This window comes from Nocardia sp. CA-128927 (assembly GCF_050955855.1).
Classification (GTDB): domain Bacteria; phylum Actinomycetota; class Actinomycetes; order Mycobacteriales; family Mycobacteriaceae; genus Nocardia.
Genome location: NZ_CP192087.1, coordinates 9062734 through 9086412, shown reverse-complemented (window position 1 = coordinate 9086412; position 23679 = coordinate 9062734). Strand labels below are relative to the sequence as shown.

The following is a 23679-nucleotide window of genomic DNA, read 5'->3' as shown; positions in this document are numbered from 1 at the left end:
GCTCGGCCCCCTGTGTGCCCTTCGAGATAACACCTCTCATCAGCGAAAAGGGGTTCGCGACACGCGGTTGTTGATCAATTGCCCAGTCAGACCAGGCGCAGGCCGAGGCGACGGCGGACGCGCAGGTCGAGGAGGTAGGCGTTGATCGGGAACAGGCGCGCCTGGCGGGGAAGCCAGGTCTGGGTGGTGCCGATGGTGCGCAGAATGCGGTCCAGGGCGCGGTCGTCGCGTGCGGTCCAGGTGCAGCCCATCTGGTCGCGCAGGTGGGCGGGGAGCAGGCCCGCGACGACGAAGCGGTGCGGGCGGCCGAAGACGAGCTGGACCGGTCGGGGCAGCATCTTCAGATCGATCAGGTCGTTGAAGTAGTCGCGGATCGGCGGGTCGATCGTGGTGTCGGCCAGGTGCTTGTCCCAGTACGCGGCGAAGGCCTGCCGATCGGCGGGCCACATGTCCGCGCGCACCTGCAGGGTGGTGCCGAAGCGGGCGCTGTAGCGGTAGAAGGCATCGGCGGTCGGCTCGTCCATCGGGCCGTGCATGCGCTCGTACAGGTCCTTCGCGCCCCAGTAAAGGCAAGCGGCAACCCATAATTGGAGGCTGGGATCGAAGGCGTTGTACCGCACCGGACTCGACGCGGTCGAATGCACCGGACGGTGCGAGCGGTTGACGGCGTCGCGGTAGTCGGCGCGCTCGGCTTCGGTGCCGAGCATGGCGACGGCGAGGTAGGTGACTGTGGTGCGCAACCGTTTGACCGGGTGCAGCATGACCTTTCCGCTGTCGACGGTGCTCTCCACCACGCCGTAGCCGACCGGGCGGGTGCTGAGCTGCATGATGACGTTCGCCGTGCCGCCGAGCAGGCCCGCGATGCCGTCGGTGAACTGGGTGATGTCGAGATCGTCCGGCGGTTCGGTCTCGTGCGTCGTTGCGCGAAGTGGCCTGGTCATCGTTGACCCCTGTCTCATTGAGAAGGCTATGCATGAACTGTCTCACCGCCTCATCACGTGTGTCAACGGTCACATCGGAGGTTCATTCACCTGTGATCGGCCGAGGTGTCGGCGGCGCGGTGGGTTCGGCGAAGTAGTTTGGGCGCATGTCGTTCGGTCCGCCGTTGCTGCTCAGTTCCCTGAATCCGCTCGCCGTCGCCGGTGGTGCGGATATCCCGGATGCCGTCACCATCGACGGGGTGACGCTCTCGCGCAGCGATCTGCTGGGCGCCGCGACCTCCGTCGCCGAGCGCGTCGCCGTGGCCGAGCGGGTCGCGGTGCTCGCCAAACCGACTGTGCGCACGGTGATCGCGGTGGTCGGTTGCTTGATCGCCGGTGTGACCGTGGTTCCGGTGCCGCCGGATTCGGGAACCGCTGAGCTGGCGCACATTCTGGCCGATTCCGGGGCGCAGGCCTGGCTCGGGGAGGCGCCCGAGGGGAGCGAGTTGCCGGTGGTGCCGGTGCGGGTGCATGCCAGGTCGTGGCACACCTATCCCGAACCCGATGCTGCCGCAACCGCTTTCGTGCTCTACACGTCCGGGACGACCGGGTTGCCGAAAGGTGTTGTGCTCAGCCGCGGTGCGATCGCGGCCGGACTGGACGCGCTCGCCGACGCGTGGGCCTGGACCGCGAACGATGTTCTGGTGCAAGGGCTTCCGCTGTTCCACGTGCACGGTTTGATCCTCGGTGTGCTCGGGCCGCTGCGGGTGGGCAGCCCGCTGGTGCACACCGGCAAGCCGACGCCGCAGGCGTACGCCGCCGCGCGGGGCACGCTGTACTTCGGGGTGCCCACCGTGTGGTCGCGCGTCGTCGAAGATCCGGACGCCGCAAAGCAATTGGCCGAGGCCCGGCTGCTCGTGTCCGGCAGTGCGCCGCTGCCCGTCCCGGTCTTCGAGCGGTTGCGTGAGCTCACCGGCCAGGCACCGATCGAGCGCTACGGCATGAGCGAAACCATGATCACCCTGTCCACCCGCGCCGACGGTGAGCGTCGGCCGGGGTGGGTCGGAACTCCGGTGCGCGGCGTGCAGACCCGGCTGCGCGATGAATCCGGCGCCGATGTCGCGCACGACGGCGAAAGTATCGGCGGCCTCCAGGTTTCCGGCCCGATGCTCTTCGACGGTTACCTCAATCGCCCCGACGCCACCGCCGAAAGCTGGACCGAAGACGGCTGGTTCAAGACCGGCGACGTAGCCGCCATCGACCCCGACGGCTTCCACCGCATCGTCGGCCGCGAATCGGTAGACCTCATCAAATCCGGCGGTTACCGCATCGGTGCAGGCGAAGTGGAGACCGTCCTCCTCGGCCACCCCGCCGTCGCCGAGGCCGCCGTAGTCGGCCTCCCCGACCCCGACCTCGGCCAACGCATCGTCGCCTACGTCGTATTACGCGGCCCCGCACCGGCTTCCATCGAACAAGACCTGATCACCTATGTGGCCGACCAACTCTCGACCCACAAACGCCCCCGCGAGATCCGCATAGTCGACTCGCTCCCCCGAAACGCCATGGGCAAGGTCCAGAAGAAGCGCCTCACCTGAGGTGCGCCTGCCGCGCACGAATCCGCCCGCCGCGCACGAATCCGCTAGCGATTGCGTGCGCGGCGCCCCGAAACGTGCGCGGCGCCCAAAGCGCGCGCAGCAGGCCAAGCTGTTGGCAGCGCTCCAGGATGTGCGCGGCGCTGATGATTGCCGTGGTGCGCACGAATCCGCCTGCCGCGCACGAATCCGCTAGCGAACTCATGCGCGGCATCCCGAAACGTGCGCGTCAGGCCAGCATGCGCGGCACTCGGCGGGCGACGAGTCAGTCGTTGGCGTGCAGGGCGGCGTTGAGTTCGATGCCGGTTCCCTTGCGGGGCACCACCTCTACCGTGCCGGTGACGGAGTTGCGGCGGAACAGGAGGTTGTTCTGGCCGCTGAATTCGGCGGCCTTGACGACGGTGCCGTCGGGGGTGGTGACCTTGGTGCCTGCGGTGAGGTAGAGGCCCGCCTCTACGACGCAGTCGTCGCCGAGGGGGATGCCGACGCCCGCGTTGGCGCCGAGCAGCGAGCGCTCGCCGACGGAGATGACGGTGGTGCCGCCGCCGGACAGGGTGCCCATGATGGACGCGCCGCCGCCGACGTCGGAGCCGTCGCCGACCACGACACCGGCCGAGATGCGGCCCTCGACCATGGAGTTGCCGAGGGTGCCCGCGTTGAAGTTCACGAAGCCCTCGTGCATGACGGTGGTGCCGGCGGCGAGGTGCGCGCCGAGGCGGACCCGGTCGGCGTCGCCGATGCGCACGCCGGACGGGATGACGTAGTCGACCATGCGCGGGAACTTGTCGACGCTGTACACGGTCACCGGGCCGCGGGCGCGCAGCTTGGCGCGGGTGGTCTCGAAGCCCTCCACCGCCGCCGGGCCGTGATTGGTCCACACCACATTGCTGAGCAGCCCGAACTGGCCGTCCAGGTTCACCCCGTGCGGCCGGACCAGCCGATGCGAGAGCAGGTGCAGCCGCAGGTAGACGTCGTGCGCGTCGACCGGGGCGGCGGACAGATCGGCGATCGTGGTGCGCACCGCGACCACCTCGACCCCGCGCGCCTCGTCGAACCCGAGCAGCGCCGCGTACTCCGCGGGCGCGTCGTCCAGCCGCTTCGTCCCCGTCTCGGCGAACTCGCCGAGCTCCGGACTCGGGTACCAGGTGTCCAGGACGGTCCCGTCCGCGGTCACATTGGCAATACCGACTGCTGCTGCTCCCTGAATGCTCACGTCAACAGAGGTTACCGACCCGACGCCACCAGTGGTGAGCCCACTCCACCCATGTGCCGCACCACACGGGCCGCGGACGCGCCGCGCACGGATTCGCGTCGCGCGCACGGAATCGCTGGCTGTGTTGTGCGCGCCGGGCAAAAACGTGCGCCGATGCTGCCTGCGCACTGATTAGCTGCGGCTGAACGATATCTGCACGAAGGAGTGCTGCGCAGTGATTCGCGTCGTGCGCACGATATTGATGGCCGCTTTGTGCGCGGCGGGCAAAAGGGTGCGCGGCGGTGCTGCCGTGGACGACCGAGGACGGTCGTAGGGTGGGGGACGTGACCCTCGACCTGCGTGCTGACCCGATTACGTTGACTGCTGCTCTTGTCGATATCCCGAGTGTTTCGCGGGACGAGGTGGCGATTACCGATCTCGTGGAGCGGGCGCTGCGGGAGCAGACGAGTGGGTTCGAGGTGTTGCGGCACGGGAATGTGGTGCTGGCGCGGACGAATCGGGGGTTGCCGACGCGGGTGGTGCTGGCGGGGCATCTGGATACCGTGCCGATCGCCGACAACGTGCCGGGGCATTTCACGGTGAACGAGGCGGGGGAGCGGGTGTTCTACGGATGTGGGTCGGTCGATATGAAGTCGGGCGATGCCGTGTTCCTGCATCTGGCCGCGACGGTCGCCGAACCCGTGCACGACCTGACGCTGATCTTCTACGACTGCGAGGAGATTGCGTCGGAGTTCAACGGTCTCGGGCATATCGAACGCGACCTGCCGGAGTGGCTCGCGGGTGATCTCGCGGTGCTCGGCGAACCGTCCGGCGGCTGGATCGAGGCGGGTTGCCAAGGGACACTGCGGGTTCGGCTGTCCACCGCCGGCGTGCGCGCGCATTCGGCACGAGCCTGGCTGGGCGACAACGCGATTCACCGCCTGGCCCCGATCTTGCAGCGGCTGGCCGACTATCGGGCCCGCGAGGTCGACATCGACGGCTGTGTCTACCGCGAGGGGCTGTCCGCGGTGCGCGCCTCCGGCGGGGTGGCGGGCAATGTGGTGCCCGACGCCGCCGACGTGGACGTGAACTTCCGCTTCGCCCCGGATCGCACCGTCGAGCAGGCCATCGAACACGTCCGCGAGGTGTTCGCGGGCCTCGAGCTCACCTTCGAGGTCACCGACTCCGCGCCCGGCGCACTGCCCGGCCTGACCGCCCCGGCCGCCAAGGACCTGGTCGCCTCGGTGACCAAGCACGGCGGCGGAGTGCGGGCCAAGTACGGCTGGACCGACGTCGCCCGTTTCGCCGCCCGCGGCATCCCCGCCGTGAACTTCGGCCCCGGCGACCCCAACTACGCCCACAAGCGCGACGAGCACGTCCCGGTCGACCAGATCACCGCCGTCACCGCGATGCTGCGCAACTACTTGACCGGCGCGGTGAGCTGACCCGACCGCGACCATCGGCTCGGGCCAGGTTGCGCAATCGGCTCGGGCTACTGAACGTCGGACGACTTCTCGGCTCCAGTCCGTAGCCCCAGCGACTCCCCGGTAGCGTGGTTCGCATGTCCACCGACGCCGCTGACCGCGAGGTTGCCAATTCGCAGAAGTCGACAGCCAAGTTCCGCGGGCCGATCATGCTCCGCCGCGACCGCAAGGACGGGACCGGCACCGCCGATCGGAATTTACTGGACCGGCGCGGCGACACCGATTGGGTACACACCGACCCGTGGCGCGTGCTGCGCATCCAGGCCGAGTTCGTCGAGGGTTTCGGCGCGCTGGCCGAGGTGCCGCGCGCGGTCACCGTCTTCGGTTCGGCGCGCACCGGCCCGGACCATCCGGAATACCAGGCGGGCCGGGCGATCGGCGCGGCGCTGGCCAAGGCCGGTTTCGCGGTGATCACCGGCGGCGGTCCCGGCGCGATGGAGGCCGCCAACCGCGGCGCCTGCGAGGCGGGCGGCTATTCGATCGGCCTCGGCATCGAGCTGCCGTTCGAGCAGAGCCTCAACGACTGGGTCGATCTCGGCATCAACTTCCGCTACTTCTTCGTCCGCAAGACGATGTTCGTGAAGTACTCGGAGGCGTTCATCTGCCTGCCCGGCGGCTTCGGCACCCTGGACGAGTTGTTCGAGGCGCTCACCCTGGTGCAGACCCGCAAGATCACCCGGTTCCCGATCATCCTGTTCGGCAGCAGGTATTGGTCCGGCCTGGTCGATTGGCTGCGTGATTCGCTCGGCGGCTCGGGCAAGATCTCGCCCGGTGACCTCGGCCTGATCCACGTCACCGACAGCGTGGAGGAGGTCGTGCAGATCATCCTGGCCAGCGCGGAGGGCAACGGCGCGGAGGACGCGCTGGGCACGGAGGACCAGTGGTGAGCGAGCAGCCCTACTCCGTCTGTGTCTACTGTTCCGCAAGCACCGCCGACCCCGCCTATCTTGCGCTGGCCGCCCAGGTCGGCACCGAGATCGCCCGGCGCGGTTGGCAATTGGTGTCCGGTGGCGGCAACGTCTCGATGATGGGCGAGGTGGCGACCGCGGCCAGGGCCGGCGGCGCGAACACCATTGGGGTGATCCCGAAGCATCTGGTGCACCGCGAGGTCGCCGATGTCGATGCCGACGAACTGGTCGTCACCGACACCATGCGGCAGCGCAAACAGATCATGGAGGATCGCGCCGACGCCTTCCTCACCCTGCCCGGCGGCATCGGCACCCTCGAGGAGTTCTTCGAAACCTGGACCGGAGGCTATCTGGGACAGCACAATAAGCCGGTGGTGTTGTTGGACCCGAACGGCTTCTACCGAGGCCTTTTCCAGTGGCTCGACGAACTCTACGACCGTAAGTTCGTGCCCCAACCCGCCATGGACCGCATCACCGTGGTCACCGATCTTTCGTCCGCCTTCGCGGCTTTGGAGGCGTGAGCAGTTCGTTCTTGATGAGGAGACCTTGGAACAGTGAGTGAGCGTAGCGAGCGAACCGAAGACACAGCTTCCACAGAACTCATGACGGAGCCGAGCGCCAGCGAGGCGCAGTCATGAGTTCTGACGGCCGCTCGACGGTGAGCCTATTCAGTCTGGCCAGAAACCTGCCCGCGATGGCGCTCGAGGCACCGAGCATGCTGCGCAACGCGGCGGGCATGCTGATCAAGCCGGACGACAAATCCTCAGTCGGGCTGTACTTTCAGCGCGCCGCGCATCGGCATCCGGACCGCCTGTTCCTGCGCTTCGAAGGCACCGCCTACACCTACCGGGAGGCCAATGCCGAGGTGAACCGCTACGCCGCGGTGCTGGCCGCGCGCGGTGTGCAGCGCGGCAACGTGGTCGGCTTGCTGATGACCAACCGGCCCGAAACCCTGTTCACCGCACTGGCTTCGGTGAAACTCGGCGCCACCGTCGGCCTGCTCAATCATCACCAGCGCGATCAGGTGCTCGCGCACAGCTTCGGCCTGCTGAACAGCGTGCTCAACGTGGTCGGCGAGGAATGCAAGGAAGCGCTGGACTCGCTGGCCGAGCCGCTCGCGAATGTGTTGGCCGCCAACGATTTGCAAGCTGCCGCCCGGGAGGCGGACGCCACCGACCCGCCGGTGTGCGCGGAAATCACCGCCAAGGAACGCGCTTTCCTCATCTTCACCTCCGGTACGACGGGCCTGCCCAAGGCCAGCGTGATGACGCACCTGCGCTGGACCAAGAGCTTGGCGGGCATCGCCGGACTCGGAATTCGCCTACGCGGCAACGACACCCTGTACTGCTGCCTGCCGCTGTACCACAACAACGCGATGACCGTCGCGCTGTCGGCGGTGATCGGCTCCGGCAGCACCTTCGCACTCGGCAGGCAGTTCTCCGTATCCCGGTTCTGGGACGAGGTGATCCGCGAGGAGGCAACGGGTTTCATCTACATCGGTGAGCTGTGCCGTTACCTGTTGAATCAGCCCGCGAAGCCGACCGACCGGCAGCACAAGGTCCGGCTCGCGGTCGGCAACGGGCTGCGCCCGGAACTGTGGGACGAGTTCAAGAACCGCTTCGGCATCAATCGAATCGTCGAGTTCTACAGTGCCAGCGAAGCCAATATCGCCTTCATCAACGCGTTCAGCGTCGACCGCACCGCGGGCTTCGGACCGCTGCCGTACGCGGTGGTCGAATACGACGACGAGACCGGAAAAGTCAAGCGCGGCAAGGACGGCCGGTTGCGCAGGGTCGGCACCGGCGGTGTCGGGTTGCTGCTGTCCAAGGTCACCGACCGCTCGCCGTTCGACGGCTACACCGACAAGGCGGCCTCCGAGGCGAAGCTGGTTCGTGACGGCTTCGCGCAGGGCGACATCTGGTTCGACACCGGCGATCTCGTTCGCAACCAGGGCTGGCATCACATCGCCTTCGTGGACCGGCTCGGCGACACCTTCCGCTGGAAGGGTGAGAATGTCGCGACCACCGAGGTCGAGGGCGCGCTGACCGATTCCCATGAGCTCTCCCAAGCGGTCGTCTACGGCGTAGATGTGCCGGGCGCCGACGGCAAGGCGGGCATGGCCGCGGTGACGCTGAGTCCGGATACCGAGTTCGACGGCAAGGCGATCGCCGGGCAGGTCTACCGACAGCTACCCACCTACGCCGTCCCGCTGTTCATCCGGGTCGTCAAGGAGTTGGCGCAGACCTCCACCTTCAAGAGCCGCAAGGTCGAGCTGCGCAAGCAGGGCTACGCGTCCGACGGCGACGGCAGCCTGTACGTTCTCGCGGGCCGCTCCGACGGCTACGTCCCCGCCTACGACGACTACCCCGCCGAAGTAGCAGCAGGCCGCGCTCCGAAGAACTGAGTAGCACGCCCCATCTCGGATCCACGTCCGCACAGGGTGTGGATCCCGAGAACCGGTGCGGATCCAGAGGCCGCGCACCCTGGGTGCCGGGATACATGGGTCGGTACAGTCGGAGAATGTCTAGTACCACCGCAATGCCGCTTCCTACGCTGTGCGGCAAGCCGGTGGCGACCGATCGGGCGCTGGTGATGGCGATCGTGAATCGCACCCCCGATTCGTTCTACGACAAAGGCGCCACCTTCACCGACGAGGCGGCCATGGCGGCCGTCGCCCGCGCGGTGGACGAGGGCGCGGACCTAGTCGATATCGGCGGCGTGAAGGCGGGCCCAGGCTCGCTGGTCGACGCCGCCGAGGAATCGCGCCGGGTGATCCCGTTCGTCGCGGCCATTCGCGCGAAGTACCCGGAGCTATTGATCAGCATCGACACCTGGCGCGCCGATGTGGCCCTGGCCGCAGTGCAAGAGGGCGCGGATCTGATCAACGACACCTGGTCCGGCGCCGACCCTGACCTGGTGCCGGTCGCCGCGGAAAACGGGGTCGGCATCGTGTGCAGTCACACCGGCGGTGCGGTCCCGCGCACCCGCCCGCATCGTGTCCGCTATGCCGACATTGTGGCCGAAGTGACCGAAACTCTGGTGCGGGCGGCCGAAAACGCGGTCGCCGCGGGCGTGCGCAAGGATTCGATTTTGATCGATCCGACCCATGATTTCGGCAAGAACACTTATCACGGGCTCGAGTTGTTGCGTGGAGTGGACGTTCTTGTAAATACCGGGTGGCCAGTCTTGATGGCACTCAGCAACAAGGATTTCATCGGGGAGACTCTAGGGGTCGATCTTTCCGAACGGTTGGAGGGCACATTGGCAGCAACAGCATGGTCGGCAGCCGCCGGCGCCCGAGTCTTCCGAGTCCACGAAGTCGCCGCGACCCGGCGGGTGGTGGACATGATCGCCGCGATCCAAGGCATCCGGCCCCCAGCACGCACCCTGCGAGGTTTGGTATGAAATTCCACCACCCCCACGGCCGCGAATACAGCCCCGCGTGGGCTACGACAAACACCTGGGACAGCCCCCACTGGTCGGTCGACGAACTCGTCGCCGCTAAAGACGGCCGCACCGTTTCGGTGGTGCTGCCCGCGCTGAACGAAGAAAACACCGTCGCCGACGTGGTGGGCAGCATCATGCCGCTGCTCGGCACCCTGGTCGACGAGCTGATCGTGCTCGATTCCGGCTCGACCGACGCCACCGCCGAACGGGCCCGTGCCGCGGGCGCCGAGGTGATCAGCCGCGAGCAGGCGGTGCCGGAGCTGGATCCGGTGCCGGGCAAGGGCGAGGTGCTGTGGCGCTCGCTCGCCGTCACCAGCGGCGATCTGATCGCCTTCGTCGACTCCGACCTGATCGACCCGGATCCCGAATTCGTGCCGAAACTGCTCGGCCCGCTGCTCACGGTCGATGCGATGCACCTGGTCAAGGCCTACTACCGCAGGCCGCTGCGGCAGGGCGGTGCGGTGGACGCGCACGGCGGTGGCCGGGTCACCGAGCTCGTCGCCCGTCCGCTGCTCGCCGCGCTGCGGCCCGAGCTCTCCCAGGTGCTGCAACCGCTCGGCGGCGAATACGCGGGCACCCGTGAGCTGCTCACCTCGGTCCCGTTCGCACCGGGCTACGGCGTGGAGATCGGGTTGCTGCTCGATACCTACGACCAGCTCGGCCTGTCCGCGATCGGGCAGGTGAACCTCGGGGTGCGCACGCACCGGAACCGCCCGCTGGCGGATCTCGGGGTGATGAGCAGGCAGATCCTCGGCACCGTGCTCGGCCGCAGCGGTGTCCAGGACTCCGGTGCCGCACTTACCCAGTTCCCGCTGGTCGGCGACGCCTTCACCGCGCAAAGCACCGAGGTCTCGCTGGCCGATCGCCCGCCGATGAATACGCTGCGCCCCGAGTGGGCGGCTGCCTGAGCAACTCCCTGACGCGCGAACCCGGGTGCCGGTGGTGCCCGGGTTCGTTGCTGTTTGTCGAAAGTCATGGGCCGACAACGGATGCGATCTGCGCATTCATGCGATAGCCAGCGTGTTAGCTGACTGGACGCTAGAGTGGCATTCAGGTCTTACGTTCGCATTCTGTACTTAGAGATGCTGCCCCCGTTGAGCGCTCATGAGCAGGAGATACGTCTATGACTATTGGTGAGCTACCCAAGCAGGACACGCGGCAACCAGAGTTTGCCGGTCCCGACTACACGCTGGCGACGCTGCGGGTGAACGGCCACGTTTTCCCGGTGGCGCTGGAACCTCGGGTCAGCCTGCTCGACGCCCTCCGCGAGTACCTCCGGCTCACCGGCACCAAGAAGGGGTGCGATCAGGGCGCATGCGGCGCGTGCACGGTGTGGGTCGACGGCAAGCGCGAATTGTCCTGTCTCACCTTGGCATTGAGTGTGGAGGGGCGGGAGATCACCACGATCGAGGGCGTCGCGGAGGGGGAGGAGCTGCACCCGGTGCAGCGCGCGTTCATCAGCTGCGACGGCTTCCAGTGTGGGTATTGCACGCCGGGACAGATCATGTCGGCGATCAAATGCATCGAAGAGGGCCACACCGATAGCGACGAAGAGATCGCCGAATGGATGAGCGGCAATATCTGCCGCTGCGCCGCCTATCAGAACATCAGGGACGCGATAAAGAGCGCGCGCGACGAGATGGGGGAGAACCGATGAAGCCCATTGCCTTTGCCCGCGCCGAGACAGTGGACCAGGCGCTCGCCGCCGTGACCGCCCGCCCGAATACCGTATTCCTCGCGGGCGGCACCACTTTGGTGGACATGCTGCGGATCGGCGCGATGGAGCCGGACAACGTCGTCGACATCAACCGGTTGCCGCTCACCGACCTGGAGCACCGCCCGGACGGCGGGCTGCGCATCGGCGCGATGGTCCGGATGGGGGAGGTGGCGGCCGATCCCGTTGTCGTCGAACGCTTTCCGTTCCTGGCCATCGCCCTGTGGAAGGGTGCGTCCGCGCAGATCCGCAATATGGCCTCGATGGGCGGCAATCTGATGCAGCGGGTGCGCTGCCCGCAGTTCCGCGATGTCGCGTTCGCCTGCAACAAGCGGGCGCCCGGCAGTGGCTGCGGCGCACACGATGGGCTGCACCGCGGCAACGCCGTATTGGGCACCAGCGAGCACTGTTTCGCCATGCATCCCTCCGACATGGCCATCCCGTTGACCGCGCTCGACGCCGTGGTGCACGTGCAGGGACCGCGCGGCACCCGGGCCATCGCCTTCGACGACTTCTTCCTGTTGCCCGGCGACACACCGCATCTCGAGCATCCGATCACCGCCGACGAGCTCATCGTCCGAATCGACGTGCCGCCGTTGCCATTCGCGGTGAACTCGCACTATCTGAAGGTGCGCGACCGCGAATCCTATGAGTTCGCCGCCGCTTCCGCCGCCGTGGCGCTGGATCTGGTGGACGGCGAGATACGGGATGTTCGCATCGGCCTCGGCGGTGTGGCGACCAAGCCGTGGCGCGCCAAGATGGCCGAGGCACTGCTGGTCGGCAAGCCCGCGACGAAGCAGAACTTCGCGGCCGCCGCCGCCACCGAGCTCGCCGCCGCCGACGGCCATCCGATGAATCAGTTCAAAATCGAACTGGCCCAACGCACCATGGTGCGCACCCTGGAGATCGTGACCGAGCAGATTGCGCAGCGGGGAGGCCGGAAATGAGTGCACCCGCCGCACCCAAGCTCGTCGGCCAGGGGCTCGACCGGATCGACGGGCACGCCAAGGTCACCGGCGCCGCCCGCTACACCGCCGAGATCCCGATGCCGAACGCCGCCTACGGTGTCATCGTCGGCGCCGAGATCGGCAACGGCACAGTGACATCCATCGATGTCAGCCACGCGCTGCGCGCCGGTGCGGTCGCCGTGCTCACCCACGAGAACCTGCCGCGCGTCGCGGCGGTGCCGTTGCTGCCGTCGATGTTCGGTCAACCCGCACCCGGGCAGACCTTCTTTCCCATGCAGGACACCACGATCCACTACTTCGGTCAGCCGATCGCCGTCGTGGTCGCGGACACGTTCGAGGTCGCCCAACAGGCGGCCCGCTTGGTCGAGGCCACCTACGACGCGCGGCCCGCGCTGGTGCGCCTGGACGATGGTCGCGACGAGCAGTACCTGCCGGACAGCATCTTCGCGGGCCAGATTCCCGCGTCCCAGTCACGCGGCGACTTCGCGAGCGCGAGCGCGGCCGCCGTGCACACCGTCGACGCGACGTTCCGGTTCGCCGCCAACCACCACAATCCGATCGAATGCTCGGTCACCGCCGCGATGTGGAACGGGGATTCGGTCACCGTCTACGACGCCACCCAGGGCATCGTGGCCAGCCAGCTGACCATCGCGGCGTACCTCGGCATCTCGCCGAGCAAGGTGCGGGTCGTCACCGACTACGTCGGCGGCGGGTTCGGCGGCAAAGCCATGATGTGGCCGCACGTCACGCTCGCCCCGCTGATCGCGCGGGAGCTGGGCAGGCCGGTCCGGGTGATCCTGAACCGCGAGCAGATGTTCTACGGCACCGGATTACGCGAAGAGCAGGAGCAGCGCGTCACCCTCGTCTGCGACGCCGACGGCCGGTTCACCGGACTGCGCCACCACAAGCTCTCCGTCACTTCGCATTTCGACGACTGGGCCGAGCCGTCCCTGGAGGTGGCCAGCAAGGCCTACGGAATTCCGCACTGGGAGGGCCAGTATCGGCTGATCAAGGGCAACACGATGACGCCGACCTTCATGCGCGGGCCGGGTGAGGCGAGCGGCATGGTCGCGCTGGAATGCGCCATCGACGAACTCGCCGAACAGCTCGGTGCGGACCCGGTGGAACTGCGGCTGCGCAACCACGCCGCCGTCGACCCGGAGAGCGGAAACCCGTGGAGCTCAGACGGTTACCCCGAATGCCTCCGGCTGGCGGCCGAGCGCTTCGGCTGGGATAGCCGCAAGCAGACCGGCTCGCACACCGACGGCAACTGGCTCATCGGCTGGGGCGTCGGCACCGCGGGCTACCCGGTGTACGAACCGGGCCAACCACAGCGAGCGCACGCCCGGCTGCGTTCGGACGGTTCGCTCGTCGTCCAGACCGGCACCCAGGAGTTCGGCACCGGCGTCGCGACCGCGATGTCGCAGGTCGCCTGCGACGCCATGGGCATGCCGTTCGACCGCATCCGCTTCGAGATCGGCAACACCGACTACCCGAACGTCGCGGCCACCGTGGGATCGATCGGTGCGAGCGCCGTCAGCTCCGCGGTACACAACACGTGCACCCAGCTGCTCGCTCAGCTCATCGACATCGCGGTCGCCGATATCGACTCACCGTTGCGCGGCCGCACGCCCGATGAGATCGAAGGGGTGGAGGGTGTGCTGCGGCTGATCGACGATCCGTCGGTGCACGACGCTTACGCGGATGTGCTCGAGCGGAACCATCTTTCGGATATCGAGACCACCGGCAGTTGGCGGCCCGCCGCCCCTTCGGCGCCGTACGGGAAGATGAGCTTCGGCGCCCAGTTCGCGGAGGTCGCCGTCGACCCGGAGCTCGGCCTGATCCGGGTCCGCCGCATGGTCGGCGCCTTCGCCCCCGGCCGGGTGCTCAATGCCAAGCTGGCGCGCAGTCAGGTGCTGGGCGGCATGAATTGGGGCCTGTCCCAAGCACTTATGGAGGCCTCCCTGCCCGACCCCCGAGATGGCCGCTGGGCCAACGCGTCACTGCTGGAGTATCTGCTGCCGGTCAACGCCGACGCGCCCGAGGTCGACATCTCGTTCGTAGCGGTCGATGACACCGTGGTGAACCCGTTGGGCGTCAAGGGAATCGGCGAACTCGGCATGATCGGCGCCGCCGCGGCCATCGTCAACGCGGTCCACCACGCCACCGGCCGCCGCTTCCGCGACATCCCGCTGCGCATCGAACACCTCCTGTGAGGTTCGCGCACCACTCTTGATTTCCCGCACCGGCGGGCTGTTGCGAAATGGGTGCTGGTGTTGCGGGCCGCGTAGTGGCCGGCAACACGGGGTTGGTAGATCCTCCCGGTCCTGCTTGTCAGCAGGGCGCCAGGGTGAGGTGGCGGGTTCCGATGGCTTTGAACAGGTTGTGAACGAGGGCGTGGAAGCTGAATTCTGCTGCGGCCCGGCTGGTTCCGCGGCTGGTGAAGCGTCGGAAGCCGAGGTTGTGTTTGGCGTGGCCGAAGGGGGTTTCGGCGATGTGGCTGCGTTGTTTGTAGAGGGCGGCGCCTTCTGGTGTGCGCAGCCGGTGATCCATTTGCTCGATCACCGGCGCGTCGGTGGGCGGGGGGCCGGTGGTGGGCCGGGTGCGGGCGGCGGTGGCCAGGTCACGGCGTTTGCCGATGGCGATGAGCCGGGCGGGCCCGGCGGCGGTGAGGTTATCGGTGCTCAGGTAGCCGGCGTCGGCGAGCAGCATTCCGATCGGGGCGGGTGAGGTTTCACCAGTGGTGTCGGGACCGGCCGGGGCTGTTACCGCGGCCGTGTAGTCGTTGAGAAGTGTTGCGATAGAAGGGTTTTCGTGTGTGTCTACGGGATGGTGGGCGGTGATGAGGTCGGCGGCGGTAGCGGCCTTGCCCATCATCTCGGCGAAGGCGGGACAGTCGCTGGGATTGTTGGCGACCCCGGTAGCGATGATCAGTCCGTCGCCGCAGGTGACGGCCTGACAGTTGAATCCCTGCAACCATCCCCCGCCGCGCAGCGGCATCGGGCGAGACTCGGGGTCGGTGATATTGCGCTGGGCGTCTTTATCGTTGCCGGCCCGCTCGGCGGCCTTGCGGGCCGCCCCAGCCCGGGTCACCGCCTCGGCCTGCGCGGTTACCGCCTGCGCGGCGACCGCACGATCCAATGCCCGGCGCACGCGTTTGACCGCGTACTCCTCATCCACCGGGGCGGGCCGGCGCCCGCGCCCGCCCGCCGCCAGCCAGCGCTCGATCTTGGCTTGCTGCGCGGCGCGGGCCTGTTCCCAGTTGCGGGTCAGCACCTGCACCCGGATCTCGGCCGGGGGCAACCCGACCCGGGGCCCCCGCTCGTCACGACGGCGCTGATAGTCAGCGACCATCGCATCACGAGCGACCTGCCTGGCCTGCTCACGCTCGCGCCGACGGGCCCCGGCCCCCTCACGCGCCTCGGCGCGAGCGGCGTTTTCAGCCTCCAACTCCGCCAACGCCGCAGCGATCCGCGCCGCCCGAGCCGAGGGCTCGACCAACTCCGTGGACATGCCCCCACCACGCTCATCGGGCCCGAACTGCTCGTCCTCGGCGGCATCGGTGGCCGCATGCTCGGCCGCCGCCGCCCGCGCGGCCGCCCGCGCCGCATCAGCGACGGCTTGCTCGCCAGCAGCCGCCCGCAACCCCTCCTCGGTGCGGTTCGCGCTCAACGACGCGTTCGAGGCGATCTTCACCGAATCCATCGCCACCACCCCCAACCGGCCCATACCCAGACGCGCGCACAACACCAGGACCTGGGTGAACAACTCCTCCACCACATCAGCCAGCTCGCCACGGAACCGGGCAATGGTCACATGATCAGGCACATCCCCGCCACAGATCACCCGGAAGGTGACATCACGCGAGCACAACCACTCGATCTTGCGCGAGGACCGCTGGCCTTGGGCCCACGCCCAAATCAACAACGTCAGCAACATATCCGGGTCATACCCCGCACGCCCCACACCACCAGTGCGGCGTTTGGCATGCAACCGCGAAGTGTCCAACCCCGCCACCGCCTCGATCACCAGCCACACCGGATCGGAATCACTCAACCACTCACGCATATCCGGCGGCATCAAAAACTGCTGATCACGATCCACCCAGCGATAACCCTTGGCCACCAACACATCATCGATCACCAACCCTCGACACACCCAACAACCCACAAATCCTGTTGTCCGGCCGCTACGCGGCCGGACAACACCCACCCACCATTTCGCAACAGCCCGCCGGAAATCGCATGCGATTCTCGGTGCGGGAAATCAGGGAGCGTGCGGCGGGGTCAGCGGTGGATGGGGCCGTTGGTTCGATCGAGGGGGCGGGCCGAGGCGTTGCCGCGTTCGGCGAGGATCTGGGCCGCGATGGAGATTGCCGTTTCATCGGGCGTGCGCGCGTTGAGATCAAGGCCCAGTGGGCTTTTCAGCCGCGCCAGCCTGCTTTCGGTAACGCCCGCGGCCCGTAGTCGTTCGGTGCGCTCGGCATGCGTGCGACGGGAACCGAGAGCGCCGACGAAGGCGATGTCATCGATGCTCAAGGCCGCCGCGATCGTCGGCACGTCGAACTTGGTGTCGTGCGTGAGCACGCAGACCACGGTGCGGCCATCGATCCGCCCTGCCTCTTGCTCGTTGCGTAGGTACCGGTGCGGCCAATCCACCACGACCTCATGCGCGGACGGGAATCGTGCCGGGGTGGCGAAGGTTTCGCGGGCATCGACGACGGTGACCCGGTAACCGAGTTGGCGACCGGTGCGACTCAGCGCGCGCACGAAATCATTGGCCCCCGCCAGGATCATCCGCGCGGGAGCCCCGAAGACCTGCACGAAAACCCGCGGACGCGGGGAGGCGTCGCCCTCGCATTCGTCGGCACCGACCACGCCACTGCGACCCGAGGTGAGCAACGCGAGTGCGTCGCGATCGACGTCGTGCCAGGCTTCGGCCGACTCGGTCCGCAACAGCTTCCACTCTGCGGTGGTATCCAGTCTGGTGGCCAGCGCGATGGGATGACCGTGCGCGATCTGCTCCCGTAACTCCGACAACACCGGGAGACGATCCGCGTCCACCCGTTCGACGAACACCTCGATCTCGCCGCCACAGGTCAGCCCCACCGCGATACCGTCGCCGTCGGCATAACCGAACCGGTCGGTGACCGCGTGACCGGTGGCCAGCACCTGCCGCGCCGACTCGACGACCGCGGCCTCCACACAACCACCCGACACCGATCCGAACACCTCGCCCGAGCCGGTCACGATCATCGCGGCGCCAGGCTCACGCGGTCCGGGACCGGTCGTGTCCACCACTCGGGCCAGGGCCACGGGACCCTGCGCCGCCAGCGTTATCAATTGCTCGAGCATTGCGCGCACAGGCACGGTTCCTCTCTCGAGCGGGCACACCGGGGTACACCGGTTACCTCGAGCCTAGCTACTCGAAAGCTATTCGGCCGTGCGGCGCGAGTCAGGACTCCGTGGACTGCTGCGCGGCCGCGTGCTCCAGCTCCGGCTTGACCAGCCGTTCCGCGGCTTCCTCGGCCGGGGTGTCCTCCTCGGCGAGTCGCGCCTGCAGCGCGGCCACGGTCAGCCGCCCCGGCGACACGGTGGGTCGTCGCAGCACGGTGACGATCAGGATGAGCAGGCCGAGCGCCAGTACGGCGCCGCCGACTGTGACGAGCAGATTCATCACTGCCTCCTCAGGTCACGCATCAATCGGTTGTCTCGCGGAGCGCGAGGCCGGGTGGGACCGTGCCGGTGCGGAAGTAGACGGCGAAGATCTCGGCCGCGTCTTCGGCCGTGAATACCTCGTCCGGATAGATCCACGGCGCGGGCATGCTCTCTGGAACTTGCACACAGATGTCGGGCTCGCCGGTGTGGTCTGCCGAGCGGCCGACCGTGGACCGGTGCGCCACGCCGTCGACGACGGTGCGGAGCTCGACGACCAGCGCGTCCGCCGATCCAGTGCACAGCAGGTAGTTCTGCCCGGGGGCGGAGCTGATCGCGGGGCTGATATCGGCGGAACGCATGGGTGCGGGTAGGCGGGTCAGCTGCACCGAATAGCGGTGGTGGCCGTCCAGCCTGCGGAGCGGGCGCAGGAAGTTGTCGATCGTTTCGCCCGCGCCGATGAACAACTTCAGCCGGTCGCTGTAGGTGACCCGGTGGGTCGTGATGATCGGGTCTGCCGCATCGACAGTCGCGGACTGGGCAGGCTGCGGCCGCGCCGTCCGAACAGTGGGGGCGGAGCTGGCCGCCATCGAAAGTTCAACACTCATTCGGAGCTCACCTATCACGTATAGTTAACGTCTAGCTATTCAAGCATTGCACCAAGATTTCCTGAACGGAAGAGTGGAGTGACCCGCGACACAATTAGGTCACGGTTGTCATCGGCGGCATCCCCGCCGCGCGCCTGCTGCCCGCGAAGGTCAGCGACGGATACCCGGTGCGGGCAAACGGTTTTCAGGGTCGTGCCGATAGACCGGCGTGAGCAGCTCGGCTTCCAGGGGTTCACCGGTCGCCCGGTCGAATCGGCAGGCGACGAGCACCGAGAACAGGTGGGTACCAGCGCGTTCGTGCAGGGTGGCCAGCCGGGTGGCGAGCAATCGGATGGCACCCAGCGAGCCGGGCGGGTGCATGCCGTCGATCATCAGCACCGAGCCGCGCCCGTCCGGGCGTGGCAGTCGGGCCAGGTAGGCGATGTCGTGCGGGTCCGGCCCACCCGGCCGATAGACCCGCCGCGCGGCCCGGTCCTCGATGCCGCGCCTGGCGTCGCCCGCCCTGGCCACCGCGCGCCGCAACCGCGGGTCGGCGGCGATCAGCTGACGCACGCTCGGCGAGAGTTCCGGCCCGCCGAGCACGACGAGGCCGTCCCGGTTCAGGTCGACCGGTCGCCCGGGTAGGAAGTGTTCGATCGAGGCGGTGAAGCCGAGTTCGCGGAGCAGCTCGACCAGCCGATGCGGCGCCGCGGGATCCGGTGCGCCGATCACCCGGCCCGCCCGCACCTCCGGCACCAGCACCGTGAGCGTCCCGTGCCCGAAGAACAGACCCTCCGGCGCCGGACCCTGCGTGCTCACCTGATGGATGCGCGCGCGGGAAAGCCCGGCTGCCGCACCGATTCTGGCGAAGGTCCAGCCTTCGGCGTGTAGCTCCCGAATCACCGCACGACGGATCCTGGTGAGCTCATTGATGGTCTGCTGGGCCGCAGCCACACCATCGGTGGCCGCCTTCAGTCGCTCGACCTTGTCCTCGATCGCGAAAACGCGCGCCACGTCATCGGCCGACATGTGGGAAGTCTAGACAGCTGGACAGGCCAAAGTGTCTAGAACTCTTGACACTGCACCCTTCTCGTGACGCGTTTGCGCCAGTGCGTGTGGGCTTAAGTCGCGTCGGTGTCGATCGGCGGACGTTCGTTGCGCTCCAACGGTTTTTCCAGCTTGGGCATCGGATAGTCCGGCATGCCGCTGCTGGTGCCGTAGATGTCCTTCTTGTCCGGCAGCGCGTCCTCCATGTTGCGGAAGATCGAATCGTCGCCGTTCAGAAGGTGTTTGGTGACCATCGAGCGCGGGCTCATGCCGCGCAGCTCGTTCAGGTCGGCCAGCGGCTTGCGGAGGTCTTCGAACTCCGGGCCGAGCTCGTCCTTCAGTTGCGCGGTCGCGCCGCTGGCGTAGTCGCGCACCTGACGCAGGCTGCGCGTGGTCCAGCGAACCGCGCCGGGCAGTCGCTCCGGTCCGAGGATCACGAGGGCGGCGACGAGCAGGATCATCATCTCGCTCCAGCCGATATTGCTGAACACGTCCTCAGGCTACCCGGCTATTCGACCAGCGGTTCAGTCGGATTCCAGGGTGACCGGGACGTCCACTTGCCTGCCGTCGCGGATCAACACCACGTTCACCGTGTCGCCGATATTGCGTGCCTGCACCGCGACGACGAGTTCGTCCGGACCGGTCACCTCGCGATCGCCGACCTTCACGATGACGTCCTTCTCCACGATGCCGGCCTTGGCCGCCGGACCGCCCGCCACCACGTCGGCCACCTCGGCGCCGCTCATCTGCTCGTTCGCGACCACCTTGCTGCGCAGGCTGACGCCCATCGTCGGGTGGTGGATCGAGCCGTCCTTGATCAGGATCTGGGCCACCTCGGTGACCCGGTCCACCGGGATGGCGAAGCCGAGGCCGACAGAGCCGCCGGTCTCGCTGCGGATCGCGGTGTTGATGCCGATGACCCGGCCCTCCATGTCCACCAGCGCGCCACCGGAGTTACCCGGGTTGATCGAGGCGTCGGTCTGCACCGCGTCGATCACCGCGTTGGTGTCGCTGCCTTCGCCCTGCAGCTTCACCGGGCGGTGCTGCGCGCTGACGATGCCGGAGGTGACCGTCTTGCTCAGGCCGAGCGGGGAGCCGATGGCCAGCACCTCGTCGCCGACCTGGACGTCGCCGGACTTGCCGAGCTTGGCCACGGTGAGGTTCTTCACATCGACCTTGAGCACGGCCAGGTCGGACTTCGGGTCACGCCCGACGATGTGCGCGGGCACCCGGGTGCCGTCGGAGAACTGGACCTGGATGGCGGCCCGGTTGGTCTTGTCCTGGGCGGCCATCGAGACCACGTGGTTGTTCGTCGCGATGTAGCCCAGGCCGTCGATCACCACGCCGGAACCGGTGGCGCCGTTGTCGCCGACGGTGACCCGGATGGACACCACGGCGGGCAGCACCGCGTTGGCGACCTTGGCGATCTGGCTGTGCGGCTGCTCGGTGTCCGAGCTCTGCTCCAGCGTCACCTTGGGCGAGGTGAAGGTCGAGGCCTGCTCGGCCGTCACCCTGCCGACCAGGCCGCCGAGCACGCCGACCGCGAGCGCGAGGAGCGCGAGCAGGGCGAGTGCCTTGGGGGCGACCCGGGAGCCGAACAGGACCTCGCGCGCGCTGAGGCGCTGGGCCTGCGGCAGCGGCTGGGCCTTCGGGGTCGGCACCGCGGGGGCGCCGAGCCGGGCGGCGGAGTCGGGATCACGCCACGGATCGACGGGCCCGGCGATCGGTGCGGCGTCGTTGTCCGCGTCGGGGTCGCGCTGCAAGAGTTCGGCGGAACCGGCCGGGCGTCCGAAGGCCTCGGCCAGCACGGTGTCCGGCGGGCGGTTCTGCACATCCTGGCCGCCCTGCAGCAGCGCGCCGCGGGGGAGCGGCTCGGCGAACGAGCCGGGCTGACCCGCCGGCCTGCGGAAGGCGCGGGCGGTGTGCTTGTCGACATGGGGTCGATATACCGGTCGCGGCCCCAATACGGGCGCGTCCGGCGGCCGCAGGGTCCCCCTGTCGGCCACCGAATCCGAGAGCCTGCCCTGGACTCGATCCGGGGTCTCGGCCGATCCGGTATTCGTCGATTCCGTCGTCACCCGGGAAACTCTACTTGCGCCACCACGTTGTCCACCGAGTCGCGGCAAACGAATCGGTGAGAAAGCCGAAAACTGCCTCGTTGCGCGGAGTCCCGTTGGTGCCCGATGTTTGGCTCGACGCGGCGCCGGGAAGATCGGCGAGCGGAATTCGGGTCAGGCTGTCGTGCAGCCCGTGCGGAATCGAGATAGGGCCCGACTGGCGCAGCGCGATACGCGCCTGCTGCTGCGCGTCGACCTCGGCCGCGCATTCCGGGCACAGAGAAAGATGTTGGGCGGCACGCAGATAGGCGTTCATCCGCAACTCGCCGTCCACATAGGCCGCGATCGCCTCGCTGGCCAGATGCTCGGTGGGACGGAAACGAGGCGGACGACGACCGGGCGTGCTGGAGTCGCCACTCATTCGGTGCTCACCCTTCCAACCGACATCATCCGATCCGTAGGGCGATGCCGGCTTTCGTCCAGCTCACCCGATACTTGCTTCAGCGGCGAACCGCTGCTCACTTCCATTATGCGCAAGGTAGTCGCGCAGTGCCTGTCGCCCGCGATGAATCCGGCTGCGCACGGTGCCGAGTTTCACGCCGAGCGTAGCGCCGATCTCCTCGTAGGAGAGTCCTTCGATGTCACACAGCACGACCGCGGCGCGGAATTCCGGCGCGAGCGAATCCAGCGCGCGCTGCAGATCCGGGTCGAGACGGGCATCGTGGTAGGCCTGTTCCGGGTCGGGACCCTCGGACGGGACCCGGTCGTAGTCCTCGGGCAGCGCCTCCATCCGGATGCGGTTGCGGCGACGGACCATGTCGAGGAACAGGTTCGTGGTGATGCGGTGCAACCAGCCCTCGAAGGTGCCCGGCTGGTAGCTGGACAGCGAGCGGAACACCCGGATGAACGTGTCCTGGGTGAGATCCTCGGCGTCCTGTGCGTCGCCGGAAAGACGGTAGGCCAGCCGGTAGACACGGTCGGCGTGTTCGCGGACCAGGTCGTCCCAGGACGGCATGGCCGCCCGGTCGCCGGTGGCATCGAAAGCAGCGGTACCGGTGAGATCGACGGCCTCCTCGGCGGCGTCGGACTCGATCGGCAGAATCTGCTCTGGCAGGTTGGCGTGCTCACGCGCCGCATCGACCATGTGGATGGGGCTACCTCCTACTAGGGACCGTAAACTCGGAACTCAGCTTCGATCCGAAATCTCTTTCGGACCTGAAACCGTTACGTTGGGATACAACCGACAACCTGTCTGTCGTTGTTCCCGTGTCCCGTGTCGAGCCGGTCTGTTGGTCTTGCGTTGCCCCTACTCTTTCCTGTCCTGATATGGCCTGGATATGGAGATGCTGAGGGACACCTGAGAAAACTGGCGGGGAGATTGCTCGGCGGCGCGGGTCCTTCGGAACGCGCATACCAGGCGCCCAGCATTAACCTCATAGGCGTGGCATCGAATTTGGAGCGAAATCTCGCCTACGTGGAGGAATCCGTCGTAGAAGATGAGATCCTCGTCAGTGCGCGCGAACGGTCCACCGAACTCGGTGCCGTGCCGGTGCCGCCCTCGGTGGGCGCCCTGCTGAGCATGTACGCGCAGCTGCTCGACGCCAAAGCCGTGGTCGAGGTGGGTACCGGCGCCGGAATCAGCGGGCTGTGGCTGCTCGACGGCATGCGCGAGGACGGCACGCTCACCACCATCGATTCCGAGCCGGAGCATCAGCGCGCTGCCAAGGAGGCTTTCCGCGCCGCCGAGATCGTGCCCGCGCGCACCCGGCTGATCAACGGCCGCGCGCTGGACGTGCTACCCCGGCTCGCCGACGGCGCATACGACTTGGTGTTCATTGATGCGGCGCCGCTGGAGCATCCGCAGTACGTCACCCAGGCGGTGCGGCTGCTGCGGGCGGGCGGCGCGATTCTGCTGCACAACGCGTTGCTGGGCGGGCGGGTACCCGATGCGGCGCAACGTGATCCGGCGACCCAGGCCGTCCGCGCGGCCACCCGGGCGATCGCCGAGGATCCGGAACTCACCAGTGTGCTGATTCCGGTCGGCGACGGGTTGCTCTGCGCCTCGCGCGGTTAGCCGCGCCGCACCGCTCGGAATCCGTACCGACATCG

23 protein-coding genes are annotated in these 23679 nt (G+C 67.7%); 11 read left to right on the top strand and 12 right to left on the bottom strand.

The features are described from left to right. Nucleotides 1–86: 86 nt before the first annotated feature. Nucleotides 87–941 (bottom strand): oxygenase MpaB family protein, encoded by an 855-nt coding sequence (locus ACQPW1_RS42255; protein WP_433658873.1) that lies wholly within the window; start codon nt 939–941, stop codon nt 87–89. A 146-nt stretch (nt 942–1087) separates the two neighbouring features. Between ACQPW1_RS42255 and ACQPW1_RS42250 the strand changes: the two genes are divergently transcribed. Continuing rightward, nucleotides 1088–2515, top strand: a complete 1428-nt coding sequence (locus ACQPW1_RS42250) for an acyl-CoA synthetase (protein WP_433658871.1) — start codon at nt 1088–1090, stop codon at nt 2513–2515. Here the strand turns inward: ACQPW1_RS42250 and ACQPW1_RS42245 are convergent. Then, nucleotides 2508–2717 carry a hypothetical protein gene (locus ACQPW1_RS42245; protein ID WP_433658869.1) on the bottom strand — a complete coding sequence of 70 codons (210 nt, stop codon included), beginning with the start codon at nt 2715–2717 and terminating at the stop codon, nt 2508–2510. The genes ACQPW1_RS42250 and ACQPW1_RS42245 overlap by 8 nt on opposite strands. A 60-nt stretch (nt 2718–2777) precedes the next feature. After that, the gene (dapD, locus tag ACQPW1_RS42240; RefSeq protein ID WP_433658868.1) at nt 2778–3725 is read right to left on the bottom strand and encodes a 2,3,4,5-tetrahydropyridine-2,6-dicarboxylate N-succinyltransferase; all 948 of its coding nucleotides are present in this window, start codon (nt 3723–3725) and stop codon (nt 2778–2780) included. A 323-nt stretch (nt 3726–4048) separates the two neighbouring features. On the opposite strand from dapD, the gene dapE reads away from it, so the two are divergent. From dapE to ACQPW1_RS42195, 9 genes are all read left to right on the top strand, one after another. Continuing rightward, nucleotides 4049–5149: a succinyl-diaminopimelate desuccinylase gene (gene dapE, locus ACQPW1_RS42235; protein ID WP_433658866.1), complete on the top strand. Its 1101-nt coding sequence runs from the start codon at nt 4049–4051 to the stop codon at nt 5147–5149. Nucleotides 5150–5265: 116 nt separating this feature from the next. Next, a complete protein-coding gene (locus ACQPW1_RS42230) occupies nt 5266–6075 on the top strand; it encodes a TIGR00730 family Rossman fold protein (RefSeq protein WP_433658864.1) in 810 nt (269 codons plus the stop codon). After that, the gene (locus tag ACQPW1_RS42225; protein WP_433658862.1) at nt 6069–6617 is read left to right on the top strand and encodes a TIGR00730 family Rossman fold protein; all 549 of its coding nucleotides are present in this window, start codon (nt 6069–6071) and stop codon (nt 6615–6617) included. Before ACQPW1_RS42230 ends, ACQPW1_RS42225 begins: the two co-directional genes overlap by 7 nt. Nucleotides 6618–6730: 113 nt before the next feature. Beyond that, nucleotides 6731–8500: a long-chain-acyl-CoA synthetase gene (locus ACQPW1_RS42220; RefSeq protein WP_433658860.1), complete on the top strand. Its 1770-nt coding sequence runs from the start codon at nt 6731–6733 to the stop codon at nt 8498–8500. A 116-nt stretch (nt 8501–8616) separates the two neighbouring features. Beyond that, on the top strand, nt 8617–9501 hold the full coding sequence (folP, locus tag ACQPW1_RS42215) for a dihydropteroate synthase (RefSeq protein WP_433658858.1): 885 nt from the start codon (nt 8617–8619) through the stop codon (nt 9499–9501). Continuing rightward, nucleotides 9498–10451 carry a glucosyl-3-phosphoglycerate synthase gene (locus tag ACQPW1_RS42210; protein WP_433658856.1) on the top strand — a complete coding sequence of 318 codons (954 nt, stop codon included), beginning with the start codon at nt 9498–9500 and terminating at the stop codon, nt 10449–10451. Before folP ends, ACQPW1_RS42210 begins: the two co-directional genes overlap by 4 nt. Before the next feature lie 215 nt (nt 10452–10666). After that, on the top strand, nt 10667–11200 hold the full coding sequence (locus ACQPW1_RS42205; RefSeq protein ID WP_433658854.1) for a (2Fe-2S)-binding protein: 534 nt from the start codon (nt 10667–10669) through the stop codon (nt 11198–11200). After that, the gene (locus ACQPW1_RS42200) at nt 11197–12204 is read left to right on the top strand and encodes an FAD binding domain-containing protein (RefSeq protein WP_433658852.1); all 1008 of its coding nucleotides are present in this window, start codon (nt 11197–11199) and stop codon (nt 12202–12204) included. Before ACQPW1_RS42205 ends, ACQPW1_RS42200 begins: the two co-directional genes overlap by 4 nt. Continuing rightward, nucleotides 12201–14441: a xanthine dehydrogenase family protein molybdopterin-binding subunit gene (locus ACQPW1_RS42195; RefSeq protein ID WP_433658850.1), complete on the top strand. Its 2241-nt coding sequence runs from the start codon at nt 12201–12203 to the stop codon at nt 14439–14441. The genes ACQPW1_RS42200 and ACQPW1_RS42195 overlap by 4 nt, the downstream gene beginning before the upstream one ends. Nucleotides 14442–14559: 118 nt before the next feature. Here the strand turns inward: ACQPW1_RS42195 and ACQPW1_RS42190 are convergent, their stop codons facing one another. The 9 genes from ACQPW1_RS42190 to sigE form a co-directional block, all read right to left on the bottom strand. Next, a complete protein-coding gene (locus ACQPW1_RS42190; protein WP_433665152.1) occupies nt 14560–16356 on the bottom strand; it encodes a transposase in 1797 nt (598 codons plus the stop codon). 155 nt (nt 16357–16511) lie between these two features. Beyond that, complete coding sequence (locus ACQPW1_RS42185) at nt 16512–17579, bottom strand: XdhC family protein (protein ID WP_433665492.1); 1068 nt, start codon at nt 17577–17579, stop codon at nt 16512–16514. Between the two features lie 100 nt (nt 17580–17679). Then, nucleotides 17680–17901: a hypothetical protein gene (locus ACQPW1_RS42180; protein WP_433658848.1), complete on the bottom strand. Its 222-nt coding sequence runs from the start codon at nt 17899–17901 to the stop codon at nt 17680–17682. Between the two features lie 22 nt (nt 17902–17923). Then, complete coding sequence (locus tag ACQPW1_RS42175; RefSeq protein WP_433658846.1) at nt 17924–18487, bottom strand: hypothetical protein; 564 nt, start codon at nt 18485–18487, stop codon at nt 17924–17926. A 150-nt stretch (nt 18488–18637) separates the two neighbouring features. Then, nucleotides 18638–19495, bottom strand: a complete 858-nt coding sequence (locus ACQPW1_RS42170; protein WP_433658844.1) for a hypothetical protein — start codon at nt 19493–19495, stop codon at nt 18638–18640. A 92-nt stretch (nt 19496–19587) separates the two neighbouring features. Next, nucleotides 19588–20004 carry a Sec-independent protein translocase protein TatB gene (gene tatB, locus ACQPW1_RS42165; protein WP_433658843.1) on the bottom strand — a complete coding sequence of 139 codons (417 nt, stop codon included), beginning with the start codon at nt 20002–20004 and terminating at the stop codon, nt 19588–19590. A 33-nt stretch (nt 20005–20037) separates the two neighbouring features. Continuing rightward, complete coding sequence (locus tag ACQPW1_RS42160; RefSeq protein WP_433658841.1) at nt 20038–21591, bottom strand: trypsin-like peptidase domain-containing protein; 1554 nt, start codon at nt 21589–21591, stop codon at nt 20038–20040. A 10-nt stretch (nt 21592–21601) separates the two neighbouring features. Beyond that, nucleotides 21602–21991 (bottom strand): hypothetical protein, encoded by a 390-nt coding sequence (locus ACQPW1_RS42155; protein WP_433658839.1) that lies wholly within the window; start codon nt 21989–21991, stop codon nt 21602–21604. 63 nt (nt 21992–22054) lie between these two features. Continuing rightward, on the bottom strand, nt 22055–22714 hold the full coding sequence (gene sigE / locus ACQPW1_RS42150; protein ID WP_433658837.1) for an RNA polymerase sigma factor SigE: 660 nt from the start codon (nt 22712–22714) through the stop codon (nt 22055–22057). Nucleotides 22715–23011: 297 nt separating this feature from the next. Between sigE and ACQPW1_RS42145 the strand changes: the two genes are divergently transcribed. Further along, a complete protein-coding gene (locus ACQPW1_RS42145) occupies nt 23012–23644 on the top strand; it encodes an O-methyltransferase (RefSeq protein WP_433658835.1) in 633 nt (210 codons plus the stop codon). The last annotated feature ends 35 nt before the right edge of the window (nt 23645–23679 follow it).